This window comes from Curtobacterium sp. MCLR17_031, from assembly GCF_003234775.2.
GTDB classification, from domain to species: Bacteria; Actinomycetota; Actinomycetes; order Actinomycetales; family Microbacteriaceae; genus Curtobacterium; species Curtobacterium flaccumfaciens.
This window is the reverse complement of sequence record NZ_CP126270.1, coordinates 2812851-2832032: the sequence shown is the minus strand read 5'-3', so window position 1 is coordinate 2832032 and position 19182 is coordinate 2812851. Positions and strand designations below refer to the sequence as shown.

Sequence of the window (19182 nt, the reverse complement as noted above, 5' to 3'; positions counted from 1 at the left end):
TCGCTACCGCAGGAAGGCCGCGGCGACACCGGCGTCGACGGGCACGTGCAGGCCGGTGGTGTGCGAGAAGTCGTCGGTGCAGATGGCGTAGACGGCGTTCGCGACGTTCTCGGGCACGACCTCGCGCTTCAGGATCGTGCGCTGCGCGTAGAACTTGCCGAGGTCCTGCTCCTCGATGCCGTACGTCTTGGCGCGGTTGGCGCCCCAGCCGCTCGCGAAGATGCCGGAGCCGCGCACGACCCCGTCGGGGTTGATGCCGTTGACGCGGACGCCGTGCTCACCGAGCTCGGCCGCGAGCAACCGCACCTGGTGGGCCTGGTCGGCCTTCGTCGCGGAGTACGCGATGTTGTTCGGCCCGGCGAACACCGAGTTCTTCGACGAGATGTAGACGATGTCGCCGCCCAGGCCCTGCTCGATGAGCACCTTCGCCGCGGCCTTCGACACCAGGAACGACCCCTTCGCCATCACGTCGTGCTGCAGGTCCCAGTCCTGCTCGGTGGTCTCGAGCAGGCTCTTGGACAGCGAAAGACCCGCGTTGTTCACGACGAGGTCGAGGCCGCCGAAGTGCAGCAGCGTCTGTTGGATCGCCTGGTCGATCGCGGCGGCGTCCGTCACGTTCGCGGCGACGCCGATGGCGTGGTCGAGGCCGCCGATCTCGGCGGCGGTCTCCTGTGCCTTCGCCAGGTCGAGGTCGGCGATGACGACGGCCGCACCCTCGGCCGCCAGGCGCTTCGCGATCGCCTTGCCGATGCCCGACGCCGCCCCGGTGACCAGGGCGATGCGCGTCGCGAGCTTCTTGGGCGCGGGCATCCGCTGCAGCTTCGCCTCTTCGAGGGCCCAGTACTCGATCCGGAACTTCTCGGCCTCGTCGATGGGGGCGTAGGTGCTGACCGACTCGGCGCCGCGCATCACGTTGATCGCGTTGACGTAGAACTCACCGGCGACGCGGGCGGTCTGGGCGTCCTTGCCGTACGAGAACATCCCGACGCCGGGCACCAGCACGATGAGCGGGTCGGCGCCGCGGATCGCGGGGGAGCCCGGCGTCGCGTGCCGGTCGTAGTACGCCTGGTAGTCCGCGCGGTACTGCTCGTGCAGTTCGTGCAGGCGCGCGGTCTGCTCCTCGACGGAAGCCGTTGCGGGCAGGTCGAGGATGAGCGGCGTGACCTTGGTGCGCAGGAAGTGGTCCGGGCAGCTGGTGCCGAGGGCCGCGAGTGCTTCGGCGCGCTCGCTCGCCAGGAACTCGAGCACGACGTCCGAGTCGGTGACGTGCCCGACGACCGGCTTGTCGTGCCCGGCGATGCCGCGGATCGTCGGGGCGAGGGCCGCGGCGCGTGCGTGACGTTCGTCGGTCGGGAGTGCTTCGAACCCCGCTCGGACGCCGCCGAACGGGTCCGCCGTGCCCTGCTCCGCGAGGTACCGCTCGGCGGTGTCGATGATCCAGCGCGAGTTCGCCTCGGCCTCGTCGGAGGTGTCGCCCCAGGCCGTGATGCCGTGGCCGCCGAGGATCGTGCCGATCGCCTGCGGGTGGTCACGCTTGACCGCTGCGATGTCGAGCCCGAGCTGGAACCCGGGCCGGCGCCACGGCACCCAGACGACCCGGTCGCCGAAGATCCGCTCGGTCAGGGCCGGTCCGTCCGCCGCCGTGGCGATCGCGATGCCGGCGTCGGGGTGCAGGTGGTCGACGTGGGCGGCGTCGACGAGGGCGTGCATGGCGGTGTCGATCGACGGCGCGGCACCACCCTTGCCGTGCAGCGTGTAGTCGAACGCGGCGACCATCTCGTCCTCGCGCTCGACCCCCGGGCCTGTTTCTGACAAGAACATGTCCTGCAGGGCGCGGACGCGGTCGACGCGCAGTACGGCGAGGCCTGCCGGGGTGAGGGTGCCGAGGTCGCCCCCGGAGCCCTTCACCCAGAGCAGCTCGACCGGTTCGCCGGTCACCGGGTCGGTGTCGGTGCCCTTGGCGGAGGTGTTCCCGCCCGCGTAGTTCGTGATCCGCGGGTCCGAGCCGAGCGCGTTCGAGCGCGCGATGAGTGCACTGATCGTCTCGTCTGCATCCGTGAGCTGCGTTGCGGGGTCCACCCGTGCCTCCACTGCGTTCGTCATGTTCCTACGCGCCCCAGCCGGCCTGGACGCCGCCGACGCGGTCCTCGGCGATCGACTGCTGGTACCCGGAGTCCAGGTACGCGCGCATCGGGTCCGCCGGCAGTCCGCGGGACTCGCGCCACTCGGCAAGGTCCTTCCGGACGTCGGTCTGGTACGCGTCCATGAAGACCTCGTTGGCGCCGAGGACGTCGTGTGCCTCCTGCGCGGCGGTCAGTGCGACGCGGTCGAGGAGCAGCGCGCGGGCCGTCATCTCCTGCACGTTGAGCACCGAGCGGATCTGGCCGGGGATCTTGTCCTCGATGTTGTGGCACTGGTCGAGCATGAACGCGACGTCGGGGTTGTCGTAGCCACCGCCGCGGATGACCTCGACCAGGATCCGGAACAGCTGGAACGGGTCCGCTGCCCCCACGATCAGGTCGTCGTCGGCGTAGAAGCGCGAGTTGAAGTCGAAGGAACCGAGCTTGCCGAGGCGCAGGAGCTGCATCACGATGAACTCGATGTTCGTGCCGGGGGCGTGGTGTCCGGTGTCGAGGCAGACCATCGCCTTCGGCCCGAGCGCCGCCGTCTGCACGTAGCTGGTGCCCCAGTCGGGAACGTCCGTGTGGTAGAACGACGGCTCGAAGAACTTGTACTCGAGCACGAGCCGCTGGTCGGCACCGAGGCGGTCGTAGATCGTGCTGAGCGACTCGTGCAGGCGGTCCTGGCGGGAGCGCATGTCCTCCTGCCCCGGGTAGTTCGACCCCTCGGCGAGCCAGATCTTCAGGTCGCGGCTGCCGGTGGCGTCCATCACGTCGATGCAGCGCAGGTGGTGGTCGATCGCCTTCTGCCGGATCGTCTCGTCGACGTGGGTCAGGGCGCCGAACTTGTAGTCGTCGTCCTGGAACGTGTTCGAGTTGACGGTGCCGAGCGACACCCCGTGCTCCTCGGCGTGGCGCTTGAGGTCGGCGAAGTCGTCCACCAGGTCCCACGGGATGTGCAGTGCGACGGTGGGCGCCAGGCCGGTGTACTGCTGCACCTGGGCGGCGTCGGCGATCTTCTCGTAGGGGTCGCGCGGGGTGCCCGGCGTGCTGAACACCTTGAACCGGGTGCCGGAGTTGCCGAAGGCCCAGCTGGGCAGCTCGATCTGCTGTCGTGCCAGCTGGTCGGCGATGCCGGCGAAGCTCGGGGTCGATGTCATCGTGTCACTTCCTCGTGTGCGATTGAATCGTTTCATACAGTACGGCGCGCGGCGGTCTGCCGCAACCGTGGTGGCGCCGTGGGCGGGGCGGGGCGGGGAACCAGGTTCCGGACACAGCACCACGCACTTCCGCGGTGTTGTGTCCGGAACCTGGTTCCGGCAGCCCCCTACCCGGCGGGGACGGCGGCGGGCGCGCGCAGGTCGTGCGTGCCGCCGCCGAGCCGCTGCTCCGCAGCGCCCGGCAGGCGCACCACCGCGGTCACGCCCTCGGGCACGGTCGCCCGGACGCGCAACTCCCCGTCGACGAGCTCCCACCGCACGGCGACGTGCCCGTGCACGGTGTCGAGCGAGGTCTCCGCCCACGTCAGCCCACCGCCCGGCTGCGGCGCGATGAGCACGGACTCGTACCCCGGCGACAGCGGCGACAGACCACCCACCACCCGGTGCATCCAGTCCGCCACGGCACCGAGTGCGTAGTGGTTGAACGAGGTCATCTCACCCGGGTTGATCGTGCCGTCCGGCAGCATCGAGTCCCACCGCTCCCACACCGTCGTCGCGCCCATCGTCACCGGGTACAGCCACGACGGGCACTCCGTCTGCAGCAGCAGCCGGTAGGCGTCCTCCAGGTGCCCCGTCTGCGTCAGCGCGTCGGTGATGAAGGGCGTTCCCGCGAAGCCCGTCGAGATCCGGTACCCGGACGCCTCGACCAGCTCGGCGAGACGCTCGCCGGCCACGGCCTGCTCCTGCTCGGACAGGATCCCGAACACGATCGCCAGCGTGTACACCGTGGTCGCGTCCGACAGGATCCGCCCGTCGTCCTGCAGGTAGTGGGTGCGGAACCCGGCCTGGAGGCGCGACGCCAGTTCCCGGAACTCGGTCGCTTCCGCCTCGTGGCCGCCCAAGAGCTCCGCCGCGTCCGCCACGATCGTGGCGGACCGGTAGGCGCAGATCGTCGCGACGACGCCCTTGTCGGCCTTCGCGTCGGCCGGGGCCTCGGGCGGGGCGTCCGGGTCGAGCCAGTCGCCGAACTGGAACACGGTGTCCCACAGGTCCTCCGGGGACAGGTGGTCACGGACCCGGCGCAGGTGTGCGGCCATCGAGTCGAACTGCTCCTCGAGCACCGCGGTGTCGCCGTACGCCTGGTACAGGGTCCACGGCACCCAGACGCCGGCGTCCGACCAGACGGCGGTCGCGTCGGGCGTGCCGAAGTCCTCGGCGGGGGAGTACTTCAGCACGTCCGGCACCACGAACGGGATGACCCCGTCGGCGTGCTGCTGCTCGAGCCAGACGTCGCGCAGCCAGTCGGCCAGGAACGTCCGGGTGTCGAACAGGTACGAGGCCGTCGGGGCGAACGCGGCGATGTCGCCCGTCCAGCCGAGTCGCTCGTCGCGCTGCGGGCAGTCCGTCGGCACGCTCAGGAAGTTGCCCTGCATGCCCCGGACGACGTTGTCGTGGAAGGTGTTCAGCAGCTCGTGGCTCGACGCGAACGTGCCGGTGCGGGTGAGGTCCGACCCGACCTGCACGGCGGTGACCGCGGCGCGGAGTTCGTCCTGCGTGCCCGGCCAGCCGTCGACCTGCGCGTACCGGAACCCGTGGAACGTGAACCGGGGCTCGAACGTCTCGGGCTCGTCGTCACCGCGCAGGGTGAAGTGGTCCGTCGCCTTCGCGGTGCGCAGGGGGCGGGTGCCGAGCTCGTCGTGCTCGAGCACCTCGGCGTGCTGCAGGGTCAGCACGGTGCCGGCCGGGCCGGTCGCGGTGACCCGGAGCCACCCGACCAGGTTCACGCCGAAGTCGAGCAGGGTCGCTCCCGACGGGCTCGTCCAGATCGCCACCGGGGCGATCTCGGCCAGCGGGCGCACCGGCGGCACGGTGTCGGCGACGAGTTCGCGCTCGCCGATGTCGACCGTGTGCACCGTGCTCGTCCGGCCCTGGTGCCCGTCAACGCTGGGCACGGTGACCTCGCCGGGCGTCAGGAACGAGCCGTCGCGGAGTCGGGCGTCGATGTCCTGCCCGTCGTAGAGCTGGTCCGCGGTGATCGCGCTCGACAGAGCCTGCCAGTCGGTGTCGGTCGTGACGTGCTGCTCGTGCCCGTCGGCGAAGGTGATCCGGAGCTCGGCGAACCCGGCGCGCTCGTCGGTGTACCAGCCACCGCCCCCGCCCCAGGCCAGCCGTCCGGCGGCCCAGCCGTTGCCGACGACGAGCGCGAGCACGGCCGGCTGCCCGGGGACCGTGTCGGACAGGTGCTCGGTGACGTCGTGCGAGACGACGCGGATGCGCCACTCGTAGCTCGTCCACCCCGGTTCGAGCAGGTGGTCGGAGACGCGCTGCCCGCCGAGCCAGGCCTCGACGACGCCGAGGGCGCTGACGTCGAGGGTGGCGGCGGTGACGGCGCCGTGGCCGTCGTCGAGGGGGAACTCCCGACGCAGGATCGGGGCGCTGCCGAGGTCGGAGTCGGCCGCGATGAACGGTGCGGTCCAGGTGGTCATGTGGTGGTCCTTTCACGCGACCGGTCGTCGTCGACCGGTGCGGGGTCGTGGGCCCGGCCGTCCGCCCGGGTGGGCGGTGTGGCGGAGGCGGGTCGCGCCTCCAGGCCGGGGTGGGCGGTCAGCCCTTGACGGCGCCGCTGGTCATGCCGGCGACGATCTGACGGTTGAAGAAGACGTAGAGGATCAGCGGCGGGATCGTGATGAGCAGCACGTCGGTGAACAGCAGGTTCAGCTGGCTGACCGACTGGCTCTGGAACGCGTAGAGCGTCTGCTGCACCGTCGCGTTCTCGGACCCCGGCAGGAAGTACAGCGGGTTGGTGAAGTCGTTGAACACCGTCACCGACTGCACGAGCACGACCGTGATGATCACCGGCTTGAGCAGCGGCAGCACCACCCCGAAGAACAGGCGGATCGGGCCGGCGCCGTCGAGCACGGCCGCCTCGTCGAGTTCCTTGGGGATCGTCGCGACGAACGCCCGGAACAGCAGGATGCAGAACGACAGGCCGAAGGTCGCCTCGATGAGGATCATCCCGCCCATGGTCTTGAACAGGTTGAGCCCCTGCAGCACCCAGATGGTCGGCACGATCGCCGGCGGCACGATGAGTCCCGCGAGCACGAAGAAGTTGATCAGGCCGTTCCACTTGCTCGGTCGCCGCTGCAGGACGTACCCGACCATCGCGGAGAACACGACCATGACGGTGACGCTGCCGACGGTGAGCAGGGCGCTGTTCCAGAACGCGCGGAGGATCCCGCCGTCGCCGCTCTGGAACACCGCCTGCAGGTTCTGCCACAGCTGCCAGTCGGTCGGCAGGCTGAAGCCGAGCTGGTTCGCCTCGGCCGGGTTCTTCGCCGCCTGGAGCAGGACGAACACGAACGGCACCAGGAAGACGACGAAGCTGACGACGATGGCGATCGAGCCGATGATCCACCGGCGGGCACGGCCCGGGTGGCGGGACCGCGTCGGGGTGCTGACGCGGGGGCTGGCGAGCGTGGTCACAGCTCTGCCTCCTTGCGGTTGAGGAGCCACGAGATCGGCACCATGATCGCCGTGACGACGACGAACAGGACCACGTTGCCGGCGGTGGACAGGCCGTAGAACCCGGCCTGGTACTGCTTGTAGATCACGCTCGCGATCACGTCGCTCGTGAACCCCGGCCCGCCGCCGGTCATCGCCCAGATCAGGTCGAACGACCGCAGGCCGCCGATGAGCGACAGGATGATGACGGTGCCCATCGCGGGGCGGGACAGCGGCAACGTGATGTTCCGGAAGATCGACCACGCGCTCGCGCCGTCGACCCGTGCCGCCTCGAAGTACTCCTGCGGGATCGCCACGATGCCGGCGATGAAGATGAGCGTCGCGATGCCGACGCCCTTCCAGACGTCCACCGCGGCGACGCTCCACAGGGCGAGCGCCGGGTCGGTCAGCCACCCGGGGGTGGGCAGGCCGACCGAACCCAGCACGCCGTTGATGATCCCGTGGAACGGGTCCATCAACGCCTTGAAGGTGATGCCGATGCCGATGGTCGACACGAGCACCGGGAAGAACACGACCGCCCGCAGGTAGCCGCGCCCCAGTACGGGCGACGTGAGGAGCAGGGCGAGGGCGAGTCCGAGGACCACTTTCGCCGCGCTCGTCACGAAGCCGTACTGGAAGGTGTGCACGAACCCGGAGACGAGCTGCGGGTCCTGGAAGAACCGGACGAAGTTGTCGAAGCCGATGAAGGTCTGGTCGAACAGCGTCCAGCGGGTGAGCGAGAAGTAGAACCCGGCGAAGGTCGGGACCGCGAAGAACACGACGTACAGCGCGATCGCGGGGATGAAGAACCACGCGGGGTAGAACGAGCGCATCCGCTTGCGCGCTGGTCCGGGGCGGCCGGCCTTGCGTGTCTGCGGCGGGGCCACCGCCGTCGTGAGGGTCGCGGTCACGCCGATCACCAGCCCTTGATGCCGAGCTGCTGTGCCTGCTGGACGACGTCGTCGTCGTACTGGTCGGCGCCCTTGCTCGCGGTGGTGATGCCCGAGCCGACCTGCACGCAGATCTTCTCGAGGTTCGGGCCCTTGATCGGGGACAGGAACTCGAGCGCGGGGCTCGCCTTGCCGTCGTCCAGGTACTGCTGCAGGTCGTCGATCATCGGGGGCACGTCGTCCGGCAGTGAGCAGGTCGAGATGACGTACGGGCCGGCGGGGGTGCCGGTGTCGTTCTGCACCTGGCAGCCCTCGGTGGAGTTCGCGAAGGCGACGAACTTCTTCGCCGCGGCCAGCTTGTCGCCCGTGGTCGTCTTCGGGATGTACAGGCCGTTCGGCTCCCAGATCGTCAGGTTCGTGTCCGCTGCGTCCTCGGCCGGCAGGGCGAACGCTCCGATGTCGTCGACGGCGTCGGGGGAGTCCTGCTGGATCGCCGAGATCGCGTTCGTGAGCATCGGGTACTGCGCGCCGGTGCCGTCGGCCAGCATCTTCAGGCCGTTCGCCTGCGTGGCCGAGGCGTAGTCCTCGTTGTAGAGGTCCTTGTCCTTGCCCTCGGCGAGGTGCTCGAACCCGGCGAGTGCGGGCTCGTCGGCGTAGGACTCCTTGTTGGCGGTGTAGTCGTCCGCCCACTTGTCGTCCTGCGCGGTGATGTTCGCGAAGTCACCGAGGACGAACAGCTGGCTGGTCCAGGTGTCGCCGTAGGTCTGGATGATCGGGGCGACGTCGCCGGCGTCCTTGATCTTCTCGCTGTTGCTGATGAACTCGTCCCAGGTGGTCGGGACCTTCAGGCCGAGGTCGTCGTAGACCTTCGTGTTGTAGAGCACCGCGCCGCCGAAGCTCGTGCCGAACGGGGCGCCGTACATGCCCTTGTCGGTGCTGACGACCTTGGTGAACTGCGGGTCGACGTCACTCGCCCACTTCTCGTCGGACAGGTCCACCAGGGTGTTGTCCGGGTTGAGGGCCTGCATGAGCGAGCCGGAGTTGTAGTTGAAGACGTCGGCGGCCTCGCCGGTCGACAGCCGGGTCTTGATCAGGTTGTCGCCGTCGGTGCCCTGGGGCCGGGTGTCGAACTTGACGGTGATGTCGGGGTTGGCCTTCTCGAAGGCCTCGATGAGCGGCTTCGCGGTGGCCGCGGTGGCCGGGGCGTTGTCGGCCTGGTAGGTGATCTCGACCTTGCCGCCGCCTTCGTCGGCGGAGCCGCCGGACGAGCACGCTGCGAGCCCGCCGATCAGGACCGTCGCGCCGCCGATGGCGATCGCGCGCTTGGTCATGGAACGAACTGACATTCCTTACCTCCTCGTAAGGCCCGGGGCTGGGGTACCCCGGGTGAAACGGACCCGGATCCCGCGCCGTCGCGAGGTCCGGTTACTGCGTTTTAGAACGTTTCAATCAGGATGGAACCACGAGGATTGAAGCGTGTCAATCGCTGTGCCGATTTCGTTACGCGCGGCTCGTTCGCTCGCTCGTCGTTTGGCGTTCGGTGCGAGGTTCCACGCTCGGTGACGGGCGCGCGGGCTCGCACGGAGTGCGGAACCTCGCACCGAGCCGACGCGCGGTGCTGCACCGTGCGGTGGTGGCGCCGCCCGCCGGCCGGGAGGCCCGTGTCGGCCCCGCCCCGCGCCTCCCGTCCGGTGCGCGGTCGCGTCCGCGGGCCGGCGTCGCTTCGTGCGCGCCGGCCCGGCCCGGCCCGCAGCCCGCAGCCCGCAGCCCGCTGCCGCGGCCCGCGGCCCCGGCCGCTACCCGCGAAAGCGACAGTGGGCCGCCGAACGTTCGCGCCGATCTGTCGCTCTGGCGGACCGGCCGCGGCGACAACCCGCAGATGTGTCGCTTTCGCAGGTGGGTCCGCCGCCGGTCAGGCCTCGGTGCGCCTCGGGTCGCTCGGTGTCGTGCCCGCGACGGCTGCGGCGGCGGCTGCTGCGGCCGCGCCCTCGCGACCGAGCGTGCTCTCGCGCGGCACCAGCTCGCTGCCGAGCACGACGGTCCGGTGCACGTGCATCGGGTCGGTGAGTTCCTCGAGCAGCAGTTCCACCGCCGCCGCACCCATCTCCGAGCCGTGCATCGTCACCGAGGTCAGCGGCACCGCACCACCCCACGCCACGGAGTTGTGGTCGCAGCCGGACACGGGGATGTCCTCGGGGACGCGGATCCCGGCGGCCCGGAGCTCGGAGACGACGGCCATCGCGAGCAGGTCGGTCACCCCCAGCACCCCGTCGGGGCGTTCGTCCTCGGGCATTCGCGCGATGCGGAGCCCGGCGTCGGTGCCTCCGGGCGGGTCGATGTCCCCGGCGTCGACGTCGACGAGTACGACCCCCGGGTGCGCCGCGACGGCCCGCAGTACCCCCGCTCGTCGTCGGTCGACGGGCTGCAGGTCCGGACGGGCGCTCACGAACCCGATGCGTCGGCAGCCTCGGTCGATCAGGTGCTCGGTCGCCAGGAACCCGGCCTGCTCGTTGTCCACGACCACCGCGCACGCGTCGAGATCGGTCGGTTCGTAGTTGACGTACACGACGGGTCGGCCGTGGCGCCGCGCGACCTCGACCTGGTCGCGGGACTCCGTCATCGAGGCGAGCAGGATCCCCGACACCCGGGCGCTCTCGAGGTAGGCGAGGTGTTCGCCCTGCGCCTGCAGGTCGTCCTCGCTGCTGGCGATCAGCAGGGTGAAGCCGCGTTCCCGCGCGGCCAGCTGCGCGCCGTTGACCATGTCGCTGAACAGGGAGTTCCGCAGCGACATCACCACCAGGCCGATCGCGCGCGTGCTGCCGGACACCAGTGCCCGGGCGTTGCGGTTCGGGGTGTACCCGAGCGCGTCGATCGCGTCCCGCACCCGTGCGGCGGTGGCGTCGGCGACCCGCTCGGGGTGGTTCAGGACGTTCGAGACCGTGGCGAGCGACACCCCGGCCCGGGCTGCGACGTGGTGCACGCTCGGCGGACCGTCGCGCCGGGGGACATGCACCATGCTCCGATCGTAGGCGGCGGGGGAGGCGTGTCCGGACCGAGCCCTAGGCGTCGGCGACGGAGGACTGCCGCACCACGAGCTCCGGTGTGAACTCGACGTGCTCGAGGTCGATGTCCTGCCCCTGCTCGACCTGCTTCGTCAGGAGTTCGATCGCGCGGCGGCCGAGGTCCTGCGCCGGCTGTCGCACCGAGGTCAGCGGGACCACGGCGGACTCGGCGAACGCGATGTCGTCGTAGCCGACGATGGCGATCTGCTCGGGCACCGCGATGGTGCCGCGCATGATGAAGGCCTGTTCGAGCCCGACGGCGAGCAGGTCGTTGGCGGCGAAGACGGCGTCCGGGCGGTCGGCGGCCGGGCGGGCCTGGATCGCTTCGCCGATGCGGCGCCCTTCGAGCACGGACAGCGAGGTGGTCGGCAGGGCTTCGAGCCGGATGCCCGCGGCCTGTGCGGCGGCGAGTGCCCCGGCGTGCCGGTCGGCGACCTGGCGGATGCCGAACGGCCCGCCGACGAAGGCGATGTGCGTGCGGCCGATCGCCGCGAGGTGTTCGACCGCGATGCGCCCACCGGCGATGTCGTCGACGGAGACCGAGGCGAAGTGCTCGTCGTCGGCGCGGCGGTCCACCAGCACCACGGCGGTGCCCTGGTCGCGCAGCCGTGCGAGCCGGGACAGGTCGTCGCCGGCGGGGGAGATCAGGAGCCCGGCGACACGGCGTTCCTCGAACAGGTCGACGTAGGTGCGTTCGCGGTCGGTCGACTCGTCGGAGTTGCCGATCAGCACCGCGAGGCCGTTGTCCATCGCGGCGTCCTCGGCGCCCCGGGCGACGTCGGTGAAGAACGGGTTGCCGCCGTCGAGCACGATGAGGCCGACGGTGGAGCTGCGCCCGGCCCGGAGCTGGCGTGCGGAGTCGTTGCGGACGAACCCGAGCGTCGCGATCGCCGACTGCACGCGTTCCACGGTGCCGGGAGCGACCTTGTCGGGGCGGTTCAGCACGTTCGACACCGTGCCGAGGGACACGCCCGCGAGCGCTGCCACCTCTCGCACACTGACCGCCATGTGGCCATCCTGGCATCGGCGCGGTCCGCGCGGTCGGCCCGCGCCGTGATCTGTGGAAAACGCGGACGGGAGGCGCGGGGCGGGCCGGTGCCGGGCCTCCCGTCCGTGGGGTGGCCGCGTCGACTGCCCGCGCACCGTGCGAGGCGTGAGGCTGGTGCGAGGCGCGCGGCTGGTGCGAGGTTCCGCACTCGGTGCGGGGTGGAAAGGCTCGCACGGAGTGCGCGACCTCGCACGGGGCGCACGCCCCCTCGCACGGTGCGGGCGCAACCTCGCGTGGGGCGAGTGCCCGCTCGCACCGTGCGAGGAGCAGTCGGGCGAACCCGCCCTTGCCAGCGCGCGCACCGGAGCGCTATGGTCCTCGTCGTCCCGTTGAAACGATTCACCGACGAACACGCGAACGGAGGACCAATGGCGGTCCGCATCGGAGCCCGGAACACCACGGGCTGGAAGGCCACCGTCTCGGTGGCCATGTCGAACTACATCGAGTCGGGGTCGATCATCGCGATCGCCACGAGCCTCAGCCTCTGGCAGGCGGAGTTCCGGATCGGCGACCTCGAGGTCGGCCTGCTGGCGAGCCTGTCCGCGAACGCCTTCGGTGCCGCCCTCGGCGCGATCGTCGGCGGACCGCTGTGCGACCGGTACGGCCGGAAGTTCATCTACACGTACGACCTGCTGCTCTACATGCTCGGCATCCTGCTCGCGGTGTTCGCCGGCAGCTACGGCATGCTCCTGGTCGGCTTCATCCTGACCGGCATCGCCGTCGGTGCGGGTGTGCCGGCGAGCTGGACCTACATCGCCGAGCAGGCCCCCGCGGACAAGCGCGCGGCCCACGTCGGCACGGCACAGCTCGCGTGGTCGATCGGGCCGATGGTCGGGTTCGCCCTGGCGATCGCCGCCGCCCCGCTCGGCCTGCTCGGCAGCCGGTTGATCTTCGCGCACCTGTTCGTCGTCGCCGCGATCGTGTGGTGGCTCCGCCGCGGGCTGCCCGAGTCGGCGATCTGGAAGGACGAGCGCGCGGCCACCGGCACGGCGAACTTCTTCCACGGGATCACGCAGCTGTTCAGCCGCCGGAAGAACCTGACCGCGATGCTGTTCCTGTTCGGCGTCTACGCGCTCTGGAACACCGTCGCCGGGCAGGCCGGCATCTTCCAGCCCCGGGTGTACGCGGCGACCGGGGTCACGAGCGTCACCGAGCAGTACGGACTGCAGATCCTGGTCTGGGGCTGCACCGTGGCCGCGACGTACTTCGGCTTCATGCGGTACGCCGACCGGGTCAGCCGCCGCGCGCTCTACGCCGCCGGAGCCGTGCTGGCGATCATCGGGTGGGCCGTCCTCATCTACGCGCCCGCCAACCTCGGCACCCTGCTGTTCTTCGCCGTGGCGTGGGGCATCTCGTCGGGCATCGGCGCACAGGCGTTCTACGGCCTGTGGACGAGCGAGCTCTTCGCCACCCGGTACCGCGCCAGCGCCCAGGGCGTGCTGTTCTTGGCCGCCCGCGTCATGGTCGGCCTGCTGAGCATCTGGTTCCCGCTGCTGCTGTCGGACATCGGGCTGCGGGCCCTCGGTGGCCTGATCCTCGGGCTCCTCGCGCTGTCGTTCCTGGTGGGCACGATCTGGGCACCGCGCACGCAGGGCAAGACCCTCGAGGCGATCGAGGCCGAGCGCTACGGCACCGTCACCACGGTCACCGGGACGGTCCGCACCGCCGACGAGCGCACCGTCCACGACGCCGAGCAGCGCCGCCGCGAACAGGCCGGCCGGTGACCCGCGTCTGCTTCCGGCTGCAGGTGCAGGTCGAGCTGCTCGACGCCTACCGCGAGCGGCACGCCGCCGTGTGGCCGGCGATGCTCCGGGCGATCGCGGCGGCGGGGCGGCGGAACTACTCGCTGTTCCTCGACGACGACGGGCTGCTCATCGGGTACTACGAGACCGATTCGGTGGCCGATGCGGACGTGGCACTCGCCGCGTCCCAGGTGGCCGCGGCGTGGGAGGCGCACATGCAGGACCTCTTCGCCGGCGCCACCGGGCGCGCCGACCAGACGGCGCGGGTGCTGCCCGAGGTCTTCAACCTCGAGGACCAGCTGGCGGCCGCGCCGGACTGACGGTCGCACGACAACTCGGGGGCCGTGGACTTCGTGAGCAGGAATGGTCGGGTCCGCCGGCGCGACCCGACCATTCCTGCTCACCAAGCGCCCGCAGCACCGGACTGACGGGGGCCGTGGCTACCGTGGACGCATGCAGCCGCCAGCAGCCGGGACCCTCCGCATCCTCCACCTCTCCGACACCCACCTGACCGGCGACGGCGCCCTGCACCAGGGCGCGGTCGACACCACGGCCGCGCTCGAACGGCTGCTCGCCCACGTCGACGAGGTGCCCGGCATCGGGCTGGTGGTGGTCGCGGGCGACGTCTCCGAGGACGGCAGCCCCGAGTCCTACGCGACCGTGCGGGACCGCGTCGGCGGCTGGGCGGCACGGCACGGAGCGGCCCTCGTCGCGGTGCCCGGCAACCACGACCTGCGCGAGGGCTTCCGCCAGGTCCTGGCGAACGGGCACGTCCTGGGCGACGGCGGCACGGCGCTGCTGCACACGCTGGAGTACCTGCCGCCGACCGTCCCGGTCTCCGGGCAGTCGGTCGTCGCGGGTCGACGGATCGTGACCGTCGACACGAGCGTCCCGGGTGCCGGGTACGGCGAGCTCAGCGACACTGCGCTCGAGCACCTGCGCACGGCCCTCGCCGAAGGCGCAGACGGTGCCCCGCACGGCACCGTCGTCGTCCTGCACCACCCGCCGCTGCCCGCCCCGACCGAGCTGCACGAGGCCCTCCGCCTGCAGAACCCCGGGGCGCTCGCCGACGTCATCCGTGGTTCCGACGTGCGGGTCGTCCTCGCCGGCCACTACCACCACCACTTCGCCGGTTCGCTCGCCGGCGTCCCGGTCCTCGTCGCCCCCGGTGTCGCGAACGACACCGACGTCGTCGGCCCGTACGACGAGGAATCGGCCGTCGTCGACAGCGGCGCGCTCGTCGTCGACGTCGCCGCGGACGGATCCGTCTGGTCGACACCGGTCCGCGTGCCCCGGGGCGACGCCGACCCGCGGGCGTTCCGCCTCGACCCCGAGACGGTCCGCGCCGTCATCGCGGCCGCCGGCAAGCACTGAGCCCGGTCCCCACGCGCTGTGGACGCGCGTGACGACGGACTGGAGGCCCGTGGCGGCGCCGCCACGGGCCTCCAGTCCGCCGTCTGGGCACGTCCACAGCCGCGGTACCCCACGTCTTCGGGTTGCGTGCGGGAACACCGAGTAGCACGGATGGACACCTGGAGCGAAGGAGCACCCATGCGAGTCGGCAGTGCAGTGCAGTACGACCGGTACGGCGACTTCGACGTCGTCGAGCTCGTCCCCCAGCAGAAGCCCGAGGCCGGACCGGGCGAGATCGTCGTCGAGATCGTGGCCGCGGGCCTGAACCACATCGAGCGGTTCCTGCGCGAGGGGAAGCTCCGCGACCACGTCGACCTCGAGTTCCCCGCACACCAGGGCGTCGACTTCGCCGGCATCGTGCGCGCGCGGGGCGACGGCGTGAAGGACCTCCGCATCGGCGACGAGGTGATGGGGCACGCGCCGACCGGCGGCGCCCACGCCACCTGGATCGCGGTGCCGCGCGGCGCCGTCATCAAGAAGCCGGAGCACGTCGGGTGGGAGGTCGCCGGCGGCCTGTACCTGGCGGGCTGCACCGCGGTGTCGGTCGTCCGGTCGCTCCGGCTCGGACCGCAGGACACCGTCGTGATCTCGGCCGCAGCCGGTGGCGTCGGACACATCGAGTGCCAGCTGGCGCACGACGCCGGCGCGACCGTGATCGCCCTCGGGAGCCCGCGCAACCACGACTACCTGCGACAGATCGGCACGCTGCCCGTCGCCTACGGCGAAGGTGAGGAAGACCGCATCCGCGACATCGCCGACGGCCGGCCGATCACCGCGTTCATCGACAACCACGGCGAGAGCAACGCCGAGCTGCTGGCCGAACGGCTCGGCGTCGGCCAGGAGCGGTTCGTGTCGTCCGAGGAGCGCCGGGACATCGAGGTCCGGTTCCTCCGCGCACCCGCCGAGGACGAGGAGACCCGCGAGCTGCTGACCCTGCTGGCGAAGGCCGTGCAGGACCGCCGCGTGCAGGTGCTGATCTCGGGCTTCTACCCGTTCGAGTACATCGTCGAGGCCTACGAGGACCTGGCCGAAATGAAGTCCCGCGGCAAGGTCGTGATCGGGATGCAGACGGTGGAGACCGGGGCGCGGCTCGACTGGTACCGCTCCGAGAAGGCCCGTGACCTGCGCGACCGGTACGCGGATGCGCGGGGGACCGACACGGAGACGATGGCCGGCGGATCGGCGTCGCCCGCGAGCTGAGCGAGCGGAACGCGCTGAGCGTTGCAGGGGCCCGACACCTTCGTGTCGGGCCCCTGCCGCGTCAGCTCAAGATGTCCTTGGAGGCGAACCGGCTGTACGCCAGCGCCCCGAACACCACGACGTACCCGAGCTGCAGCACCGCGTTCGACCCGAACGAGTCGAACGAGATCGGGTCGCGCAGCAGGTCGCCGAACCCGAGCCACTGGTGCGAGAACAGGAACGGGTGCAGCCAGTCGAGCTGGGGGAGCTGGTCGAGCACCTGCGACGCCCCGGCGAGCACGACCGTCGCGGCCATCGCCCCGACCGGCACGTTCGTCAGCGTCGACGTGAACATGCCGATCGCCACGAGCCCGAGCATCGACATCGCGACGTACAGCGCGAGCAGCAGGGCACGGCCGGCGTACGACCAGCCGCCCACCTGGGTGCCGGAGAGCAGCGTGACGGGGCCGATCGGGAAGAGCACGGCGCCGATCGCCGCGCCGACCAGCACCACCAGCAGGGTGGCGGCCAGGCAGAACGCGACGGCACCGGCGAACTTCACCAGGATGAACCGCACGCGGCCCGTCGGTGCGACGAGCAGGTAGCGGATCGTGCCGTGGCTGGCCTCGCCCGCGACGGTGTCCCCGGCGACCACGCCGACGGTCAGCGGCAGGAAGAGCGGGATCGAGACCGTCAGTGCGGTGAACGCGACGAACAGGCCGTTGTTGGTGATGTCGCCGAGGAACGCCGGACCGCCGTCGTCGCCGTCGGTGGTGAGCTTCACGGCGACCGCGATCAGGATCGGCACGAGCGCGAGCGCCCCGAGCATCGCCCAGGTGCGGCGACGCCGGAACACCAGCGCGAGTTCGGAACCGAGCAGTGCGAACGGGCGCTGCCGGCGGCGGACGGCCAGGTCGCGCACGGCCGCGTCAGGCTGCGACATCGAATCCCTCTCCGGTGAGTGCGACGAACAGGTCCTCGAGGGTGCCGCCGCCCACCGCCAGGCCGCGCACCCGGACGTCGGCGCGCACGAGTTCCGCGGTGATCGTCTCGGGCAGCAGCGCGTTCGGCAGGTCGGCCACCAGCACGTCGGCCCCACCGTCGTGCCGCGGGGTGAGCCCGAGCCGGGTGAGGACGGCACCGGCCTGCCCGACGTCGGGCGTCCGCACGGTCACGGTCCGGGCCCCGGCTGCGCGCAGCTCGTCGAGGGGGCCCTGCGCGACGATCTTGCCCGTCCGCATGACGGCTGCGTGCGTGCAGACCTGTTCGATCTCGGCCAGCAGGTGGCTCGACACGAACACCGTGGTGCCGTCGTCGGCCAGGGAGCGGATGAGGTTGCGGACCTCGCGCGTGCCCTGCGGGTCGAGGCCGTTCGTCGGCTCGTCGAGCACCAGCAGGTCGCGCGGGGACAGCAGGGCGTTCGCGAGACCGAGCCGCTGCTTCATGCCGAGGGAGTACGCGTGCGCCTTCTTGTCGGCCGCGTGGGTCAGCCCGACGCGGTCGAGGGCACGGGCCACGCGGGCCTTGCGGGTGCGCGGGTCCGAGGTGGGGTCGGCGGCGTCGAAGCGCTGCAGGTTCGCCCGGCCGGACAGGTACGGGTAGAAGGCCGGCCCCTCGACGAGTGCCCCGACGCGGGGCAGGACGTCGTGCAGCGCCTTCGGCATCGGTTCGCCGAGCAGCTCGATGGTGCCGCCGCTCGCGCTCGAGAGCCCGAGCAGCATCCGGATCGTGGTGGTCTTGCCGGAACCGTTCGGCCCGAGGAACCCGAACACCGCGCCGCGCGGCACCGCCAGGTCGATCCCATCGACCGCACGCTGTTTGCGAAACACCTTCTGGAGGCCCGTGGTGCGGATCGCCAGGTCGGGCGCCGGTCCTGACGTGCTCGCCCCGCGGTCGGCTGTGCTCGCCTGGTGGTCGGCTGAGCTCACCTCGTGGTCGTCCGCGCTCACTTCGCGGCGTCGACCAGGGAGGCGACCGGCACGGCACCCGCGAGCACGCGGCCGTCGTCGGTCAGGTAGACCGAGACGAGCGACGTCTGCACGGCACGGCCGCCGTCGACGGGCTTCGTCAGCTGGTCGAGCAGGCCCGAGGCCTCGCCCTCGAGCCCGGACCGGTCGACCGTACCCGCGGGGAGCTCGGCGATGGTGCTCCAGCCCGTGCCGGTGAAGGTCGGCTCGTCACCGCTCGGGGTGCCACGGTGGTCGCCGTGCTCGCCCTTCGCGTGGGATCCGGCGTCCGACAGGTCCTTCTCGGTGACCTTGGCGTTCGACGGCGGGGTGAAGTCGAAGAGCCGGGCCGCCGGGGCGCCGTAGTCGAGGCTCGTGAACCCGACCTGCACCGCGGGGTCGTCCGCGCCTGCTGCCTCGACGCTCGCACGGAGCGGGAGACCGGTCTGCTGGTCGACCGCCAGCCGGACGGTTCCGACGAGGGTGTCGGACGACTTCGGCGTCAGGGTGATCTGCCAGGCGTCGTGTCCGGCGACGCTGACCTCGGTCGGCTTCGACACGGTGGTGGTCGGGGTGATCGCGTCGATGGCCTGCTTCGCGATGTCGGCCGGGGTCGTCGTGCCGTCCTGCGGGTCCTTCGCGGTGTCGCTCGGCAGGGTCACGTGCGTGGCCGTGCGCTCCTTCGAGTCCCAGGTCCAGACGTCGGAGCCGTTGCGGACGACGTCCTGCTCGGCGAGCTGCTGCGTCAGCTGGACGCGCTGCTTGTCGGGGCCGTCGACGTAGACACGGGCGGTGTGCGACGCGGTGAGCAGCCCGAGCACGTCGGAGGCGTCGCCCTCGAGCGAGGAGCCGCCGGACCCGGTGGGCAGTTCGGGGAGCCCGAGTGCGCTCGTCTGCGAGAGCTTGCCCGAGTACTGGGCGTCCGACGACTTCGCGATGCTGGCGATGACGGCCGCCGCGCTGGGGTTCGTCCCCGCGATCGGGTCGTTCGCGGCGTTCGCGATCATCGGGGCGGCAACGGCGCCGGCGACGACGACCGGTGCGATGACGGCTGGCAGCCAGGCTGACTTCTTCATCGGGTTCCCCTCGTGGAGCATTGGAGTCGTCGGTACCGTACGTCC

At 71.2% G+C, this 19182-nt stretch carries 15 protein-coding genes; 4 read left to right on the top strand and 11 right to left on the bottom strand.

What is annotated here, in order from left to right; all coding sequences use genetic code 11:
• Positions 1–3: 3 nt before the first annotated feature.
• The 8 genes from DEI96_RS13420 to DEI96_RS13385 form a co-directional block, all read right to left on the bottom strand.
• Positions 4–2103, bottom strand: coding sequence for a bifunctional aldolase/short-chain dehydrogenase (locus DEI96_RS13420; RefSeq protein ID WP_111022121.1), 2100 nt, complete (start codon positions 2101–2103; stop codon positions 4–6).
• Positions 2104–2107: 4 nt separating this feature from the next.
• The gene (rhaI, locus tag DEI96_RS13415) at positions 2108–3280 is read right to left on the bottom strand and encodes an L-rhamnose isomerase (RefSeq protein ID WP_111022122.1); all 1173 of its coding nucleotides are present in this window, start codon (positions 3278–3280) and stop codon (positions 2108–2110) included.
• Positions 3281–3447: 167 nt separating this feature from the next.
• Positions 3448–5766, bottom strand: a complete 2319-nt coding sequence (locus tag DEI96_RS13410; RefSeq protein WP_111022123.1) for a family 78 glycoside hydrolase catalytic domain — start codon at positions 5764–5766, stop codon at positions 3448–3450.
• Positions 5767–5884: 118 nt separating this feature from the next.
• Positions 5885–6763, bottom strand: coding sequence for a carbohydrate ABC transporter permease (locus DEI96_RS13405; protein ID WP_111022124.1), 879 nt, complete (start codon positions 6761–6763; stop codon positions 5885–5887).
• Entirely contained in the window at positions 6760–7692 is a 933-nt protein-coding gene (locus tag DEI96_RS13400; RefSeq protein WP_241660435.1) for a carbohydrate ABC transporter permease, read from the bottom strand. Before DEI96_RS13400 ends, DEI96_RS13405 begins: the two co-directional genes overlap by 4 nt.
• Positions 7693–7697: 5 nt before the next feature.
• Entirely contained in the window at positions 7698–9017 is a 1320-nt protein-coding gene (locus DEI96_RS13395; protein WP_071405038.1) for an ABC transporter substrate-binding protein, read from the bottom strand.
• 566 nt (positions 9018–9583) lie between these two features.
• Positions 9584–10687 (bottom strand): LacI family DNA-binding transcriptional regulator, encoded by a 1104-nt coding sequence (locus DEI96_RS13390; protein ID WP_111022125.1) that lies wholly within the window; start codon positions 10685–10687, stop codon positions 9584–9586.
• A 43-nt stretch (positions 10688–10730) separates the two neighbouring features.
• Positions 10731–11741, bottom strand: a complete 1011-nt coding sequence (locus DEI96_RS13385) for a LacI family DNA-binding transcriptional regulator (protein WP_111022126.1) — start codon at positions 11739–11741, stop codon at positions 10731–10733.
• 408 nt (positions 11742–12149) lie between these two features.
• On the opposite strand from DEI96_RS13385, the gene DEI96_RS13380 reads away from it, so the two are divergent.
• The 4 genes from DEI96_RS13380 (at position 12150) to DEI96_RS13365 (ending at position 16136) form a co-directional block, all read left to right on the top strand.
• Positions 12150–13505 (top strand): MFS transporter, encoded by a 1356-nt coding sequence (locus DEI96_RS13380; RefSeq protein ID WP_220039094.1) that lies wholly within the window; start codon positions 12150–12152, stop codon positions 13503–13505.
• A complete protein-coding gene (locus DEI96_RS13375; RefSeq protein ID WP_111022127.1) occupies positions 13502–13843 on the top strand; it encodes an L-rhamnose mutarotase in 342 nt (113 codons plus the stop codon). Before DEI96_RS13380 ends, DEI96_RS13375 begins: the two co-directional genes overlap by 4 nt.
• Positions 13844–13976: 133 nt before the next feature.
• On the top strand, positions 13977–14897 hold the full coding sequence (locus DEI96_RS13370) for a metallophosphoesterase (RefSeq protein WP_111022351.1): 921 nt from the start codon (positions 13977–13979) through the stop codon (positions 14895–14897).
• A 177-nt stretch (positions 14898–15074) separates the two neighbouring features.
• Complete coding sequence (locus tag DEI96_RS13365; RefSeq protein WP_051596869.1) at positions 15075–16136, top strand: NADP-dependent oxidoreductase; 1062 nt, start codon at positions 15075–15077, stop codon at positions 16134–16136.
• Between the two features lie 61 nt (positions 16137–16197).
• On the opposite strand, the gene DEI96_RS13360 is transcribed toward DEI96_RS13365, so the two are convergent.
• From DEI96_RS13360 to DEI96_RS13350, 3 genes are read right to left on the bottom strand one after another with little or no spacing between them, the layout of a single operon-like run.
• Positions 16198–17058 (bottom strand): ABC transporter permease, encoded by an 861-nt coding sequence (locus DEI96_RS13360; RefSeq protein ID WP_111022129.1) that lies wholly within the window; start codon positions 17056–17058, stop codon positions 16198–16200.
• The gene (locus DEI96_RS13355) at positions 17045–18043 is read right to left on the bottom strand and encodes an ABC transporter ATP-binding protein (RefSeq protein WP_502866283.1); all 999 of its coding nucleotides are present in this window, start codon (positions 18041–18043) and stop codon (positions 17045–17047) included. The genes DEI96_RS13360 and DEI96_RS13355 overlap by 14 nt, the downstream gene beginning before the upstream one ends.
• Positions 18044–18060: 17 nt before the next feature.
• A complete protein-coding gene (locus DEI96_RS13350) occupies positions 18061–19137 on the bottom strand; it encodes a LolA family protein (protein ID WP_181440422.1) in 1077 nt (358 codons plus the stop codon).
• Positions 19138–19182: the final 45 nt, after the last annotated feature.

Coding starts and splice junctions, on each gene's coding strand:
- DEI96_RS13395 (WP_071405038.1), bottom strand. CDS start 9,017: ATGTCAGTTCGTTCCATGACCAAGCGCGCGATCGCCATCGGCGGCGCG.
- DEI96_RS13350 (WP_181440422.1), bottom strand. CDS start 19,137: ATGAAGAAGTCAGCCTGGCTGCCAGCCGTCATCGCACCGGTCGTCGTC.
- DEI96_RS13385 (WP_111022126.1), bottom strand. CDS start 11,741: ATGGCGGTCAGTGTGCGAGAGGTGGCAGCGCTCGCGGGCGTGTCCCTC.
- DEI96_RS13365 (WP_051596869.1), top strand. CDS start 15,075: ATGCGAGTCGGCAGTGCAGTGCAGTACGACCGGTACGGCGACTTCGAC.
- DEI96_RS13420 (WP_111022121.1), bottom strand. CDS start 2,103: ATGACGAACGCAGTGGAGGCACGGGTGGACCCCGCAACGCAGCTCACG.
- DEI96_RS13410 (WP_111022123.1), bottom strand. CDS start 5,766: ATGACCACCTGGACCGCACCGTTCATCGCGGCCGACTCCGACCTCGGC.
- DEI96_RS13360 (WP_111022129.1), bottom strand. CDS start 17,058: ATGTCGCAGCCTGACGCGGCCGTGCGCGACCTGGCCGTCCGCCGCCGG.
- DEI96_RS13370 (WP_111022351.1), top strand. CDS start 13,977: ATGCAGCCGCCAGCAGCCGGGACCCTCCGCATCCTCCACCTCTCCGAC.
- DEI96_RS13380 (WP_220039094.1), top strand. CDS start 12,150: ATGGCGGTCCGCATCGGAGCCCGGAACACCACGGGCTGGAAGGCCACC.
- DEI96_RS13390 (WP_111022125.1), bottom strand. CDS start 10,687: ATGGTGCATGTCCCCCGGCGCGACGGTCCGCCGAGCGTGCACCACGTC.
- rhaI (WP_111022122.1), bottom strand. CDS start 3,280: ATGACATCGACCCCGAGCTTCGCCGGCATCGCCGACCAGCTGGCACGA.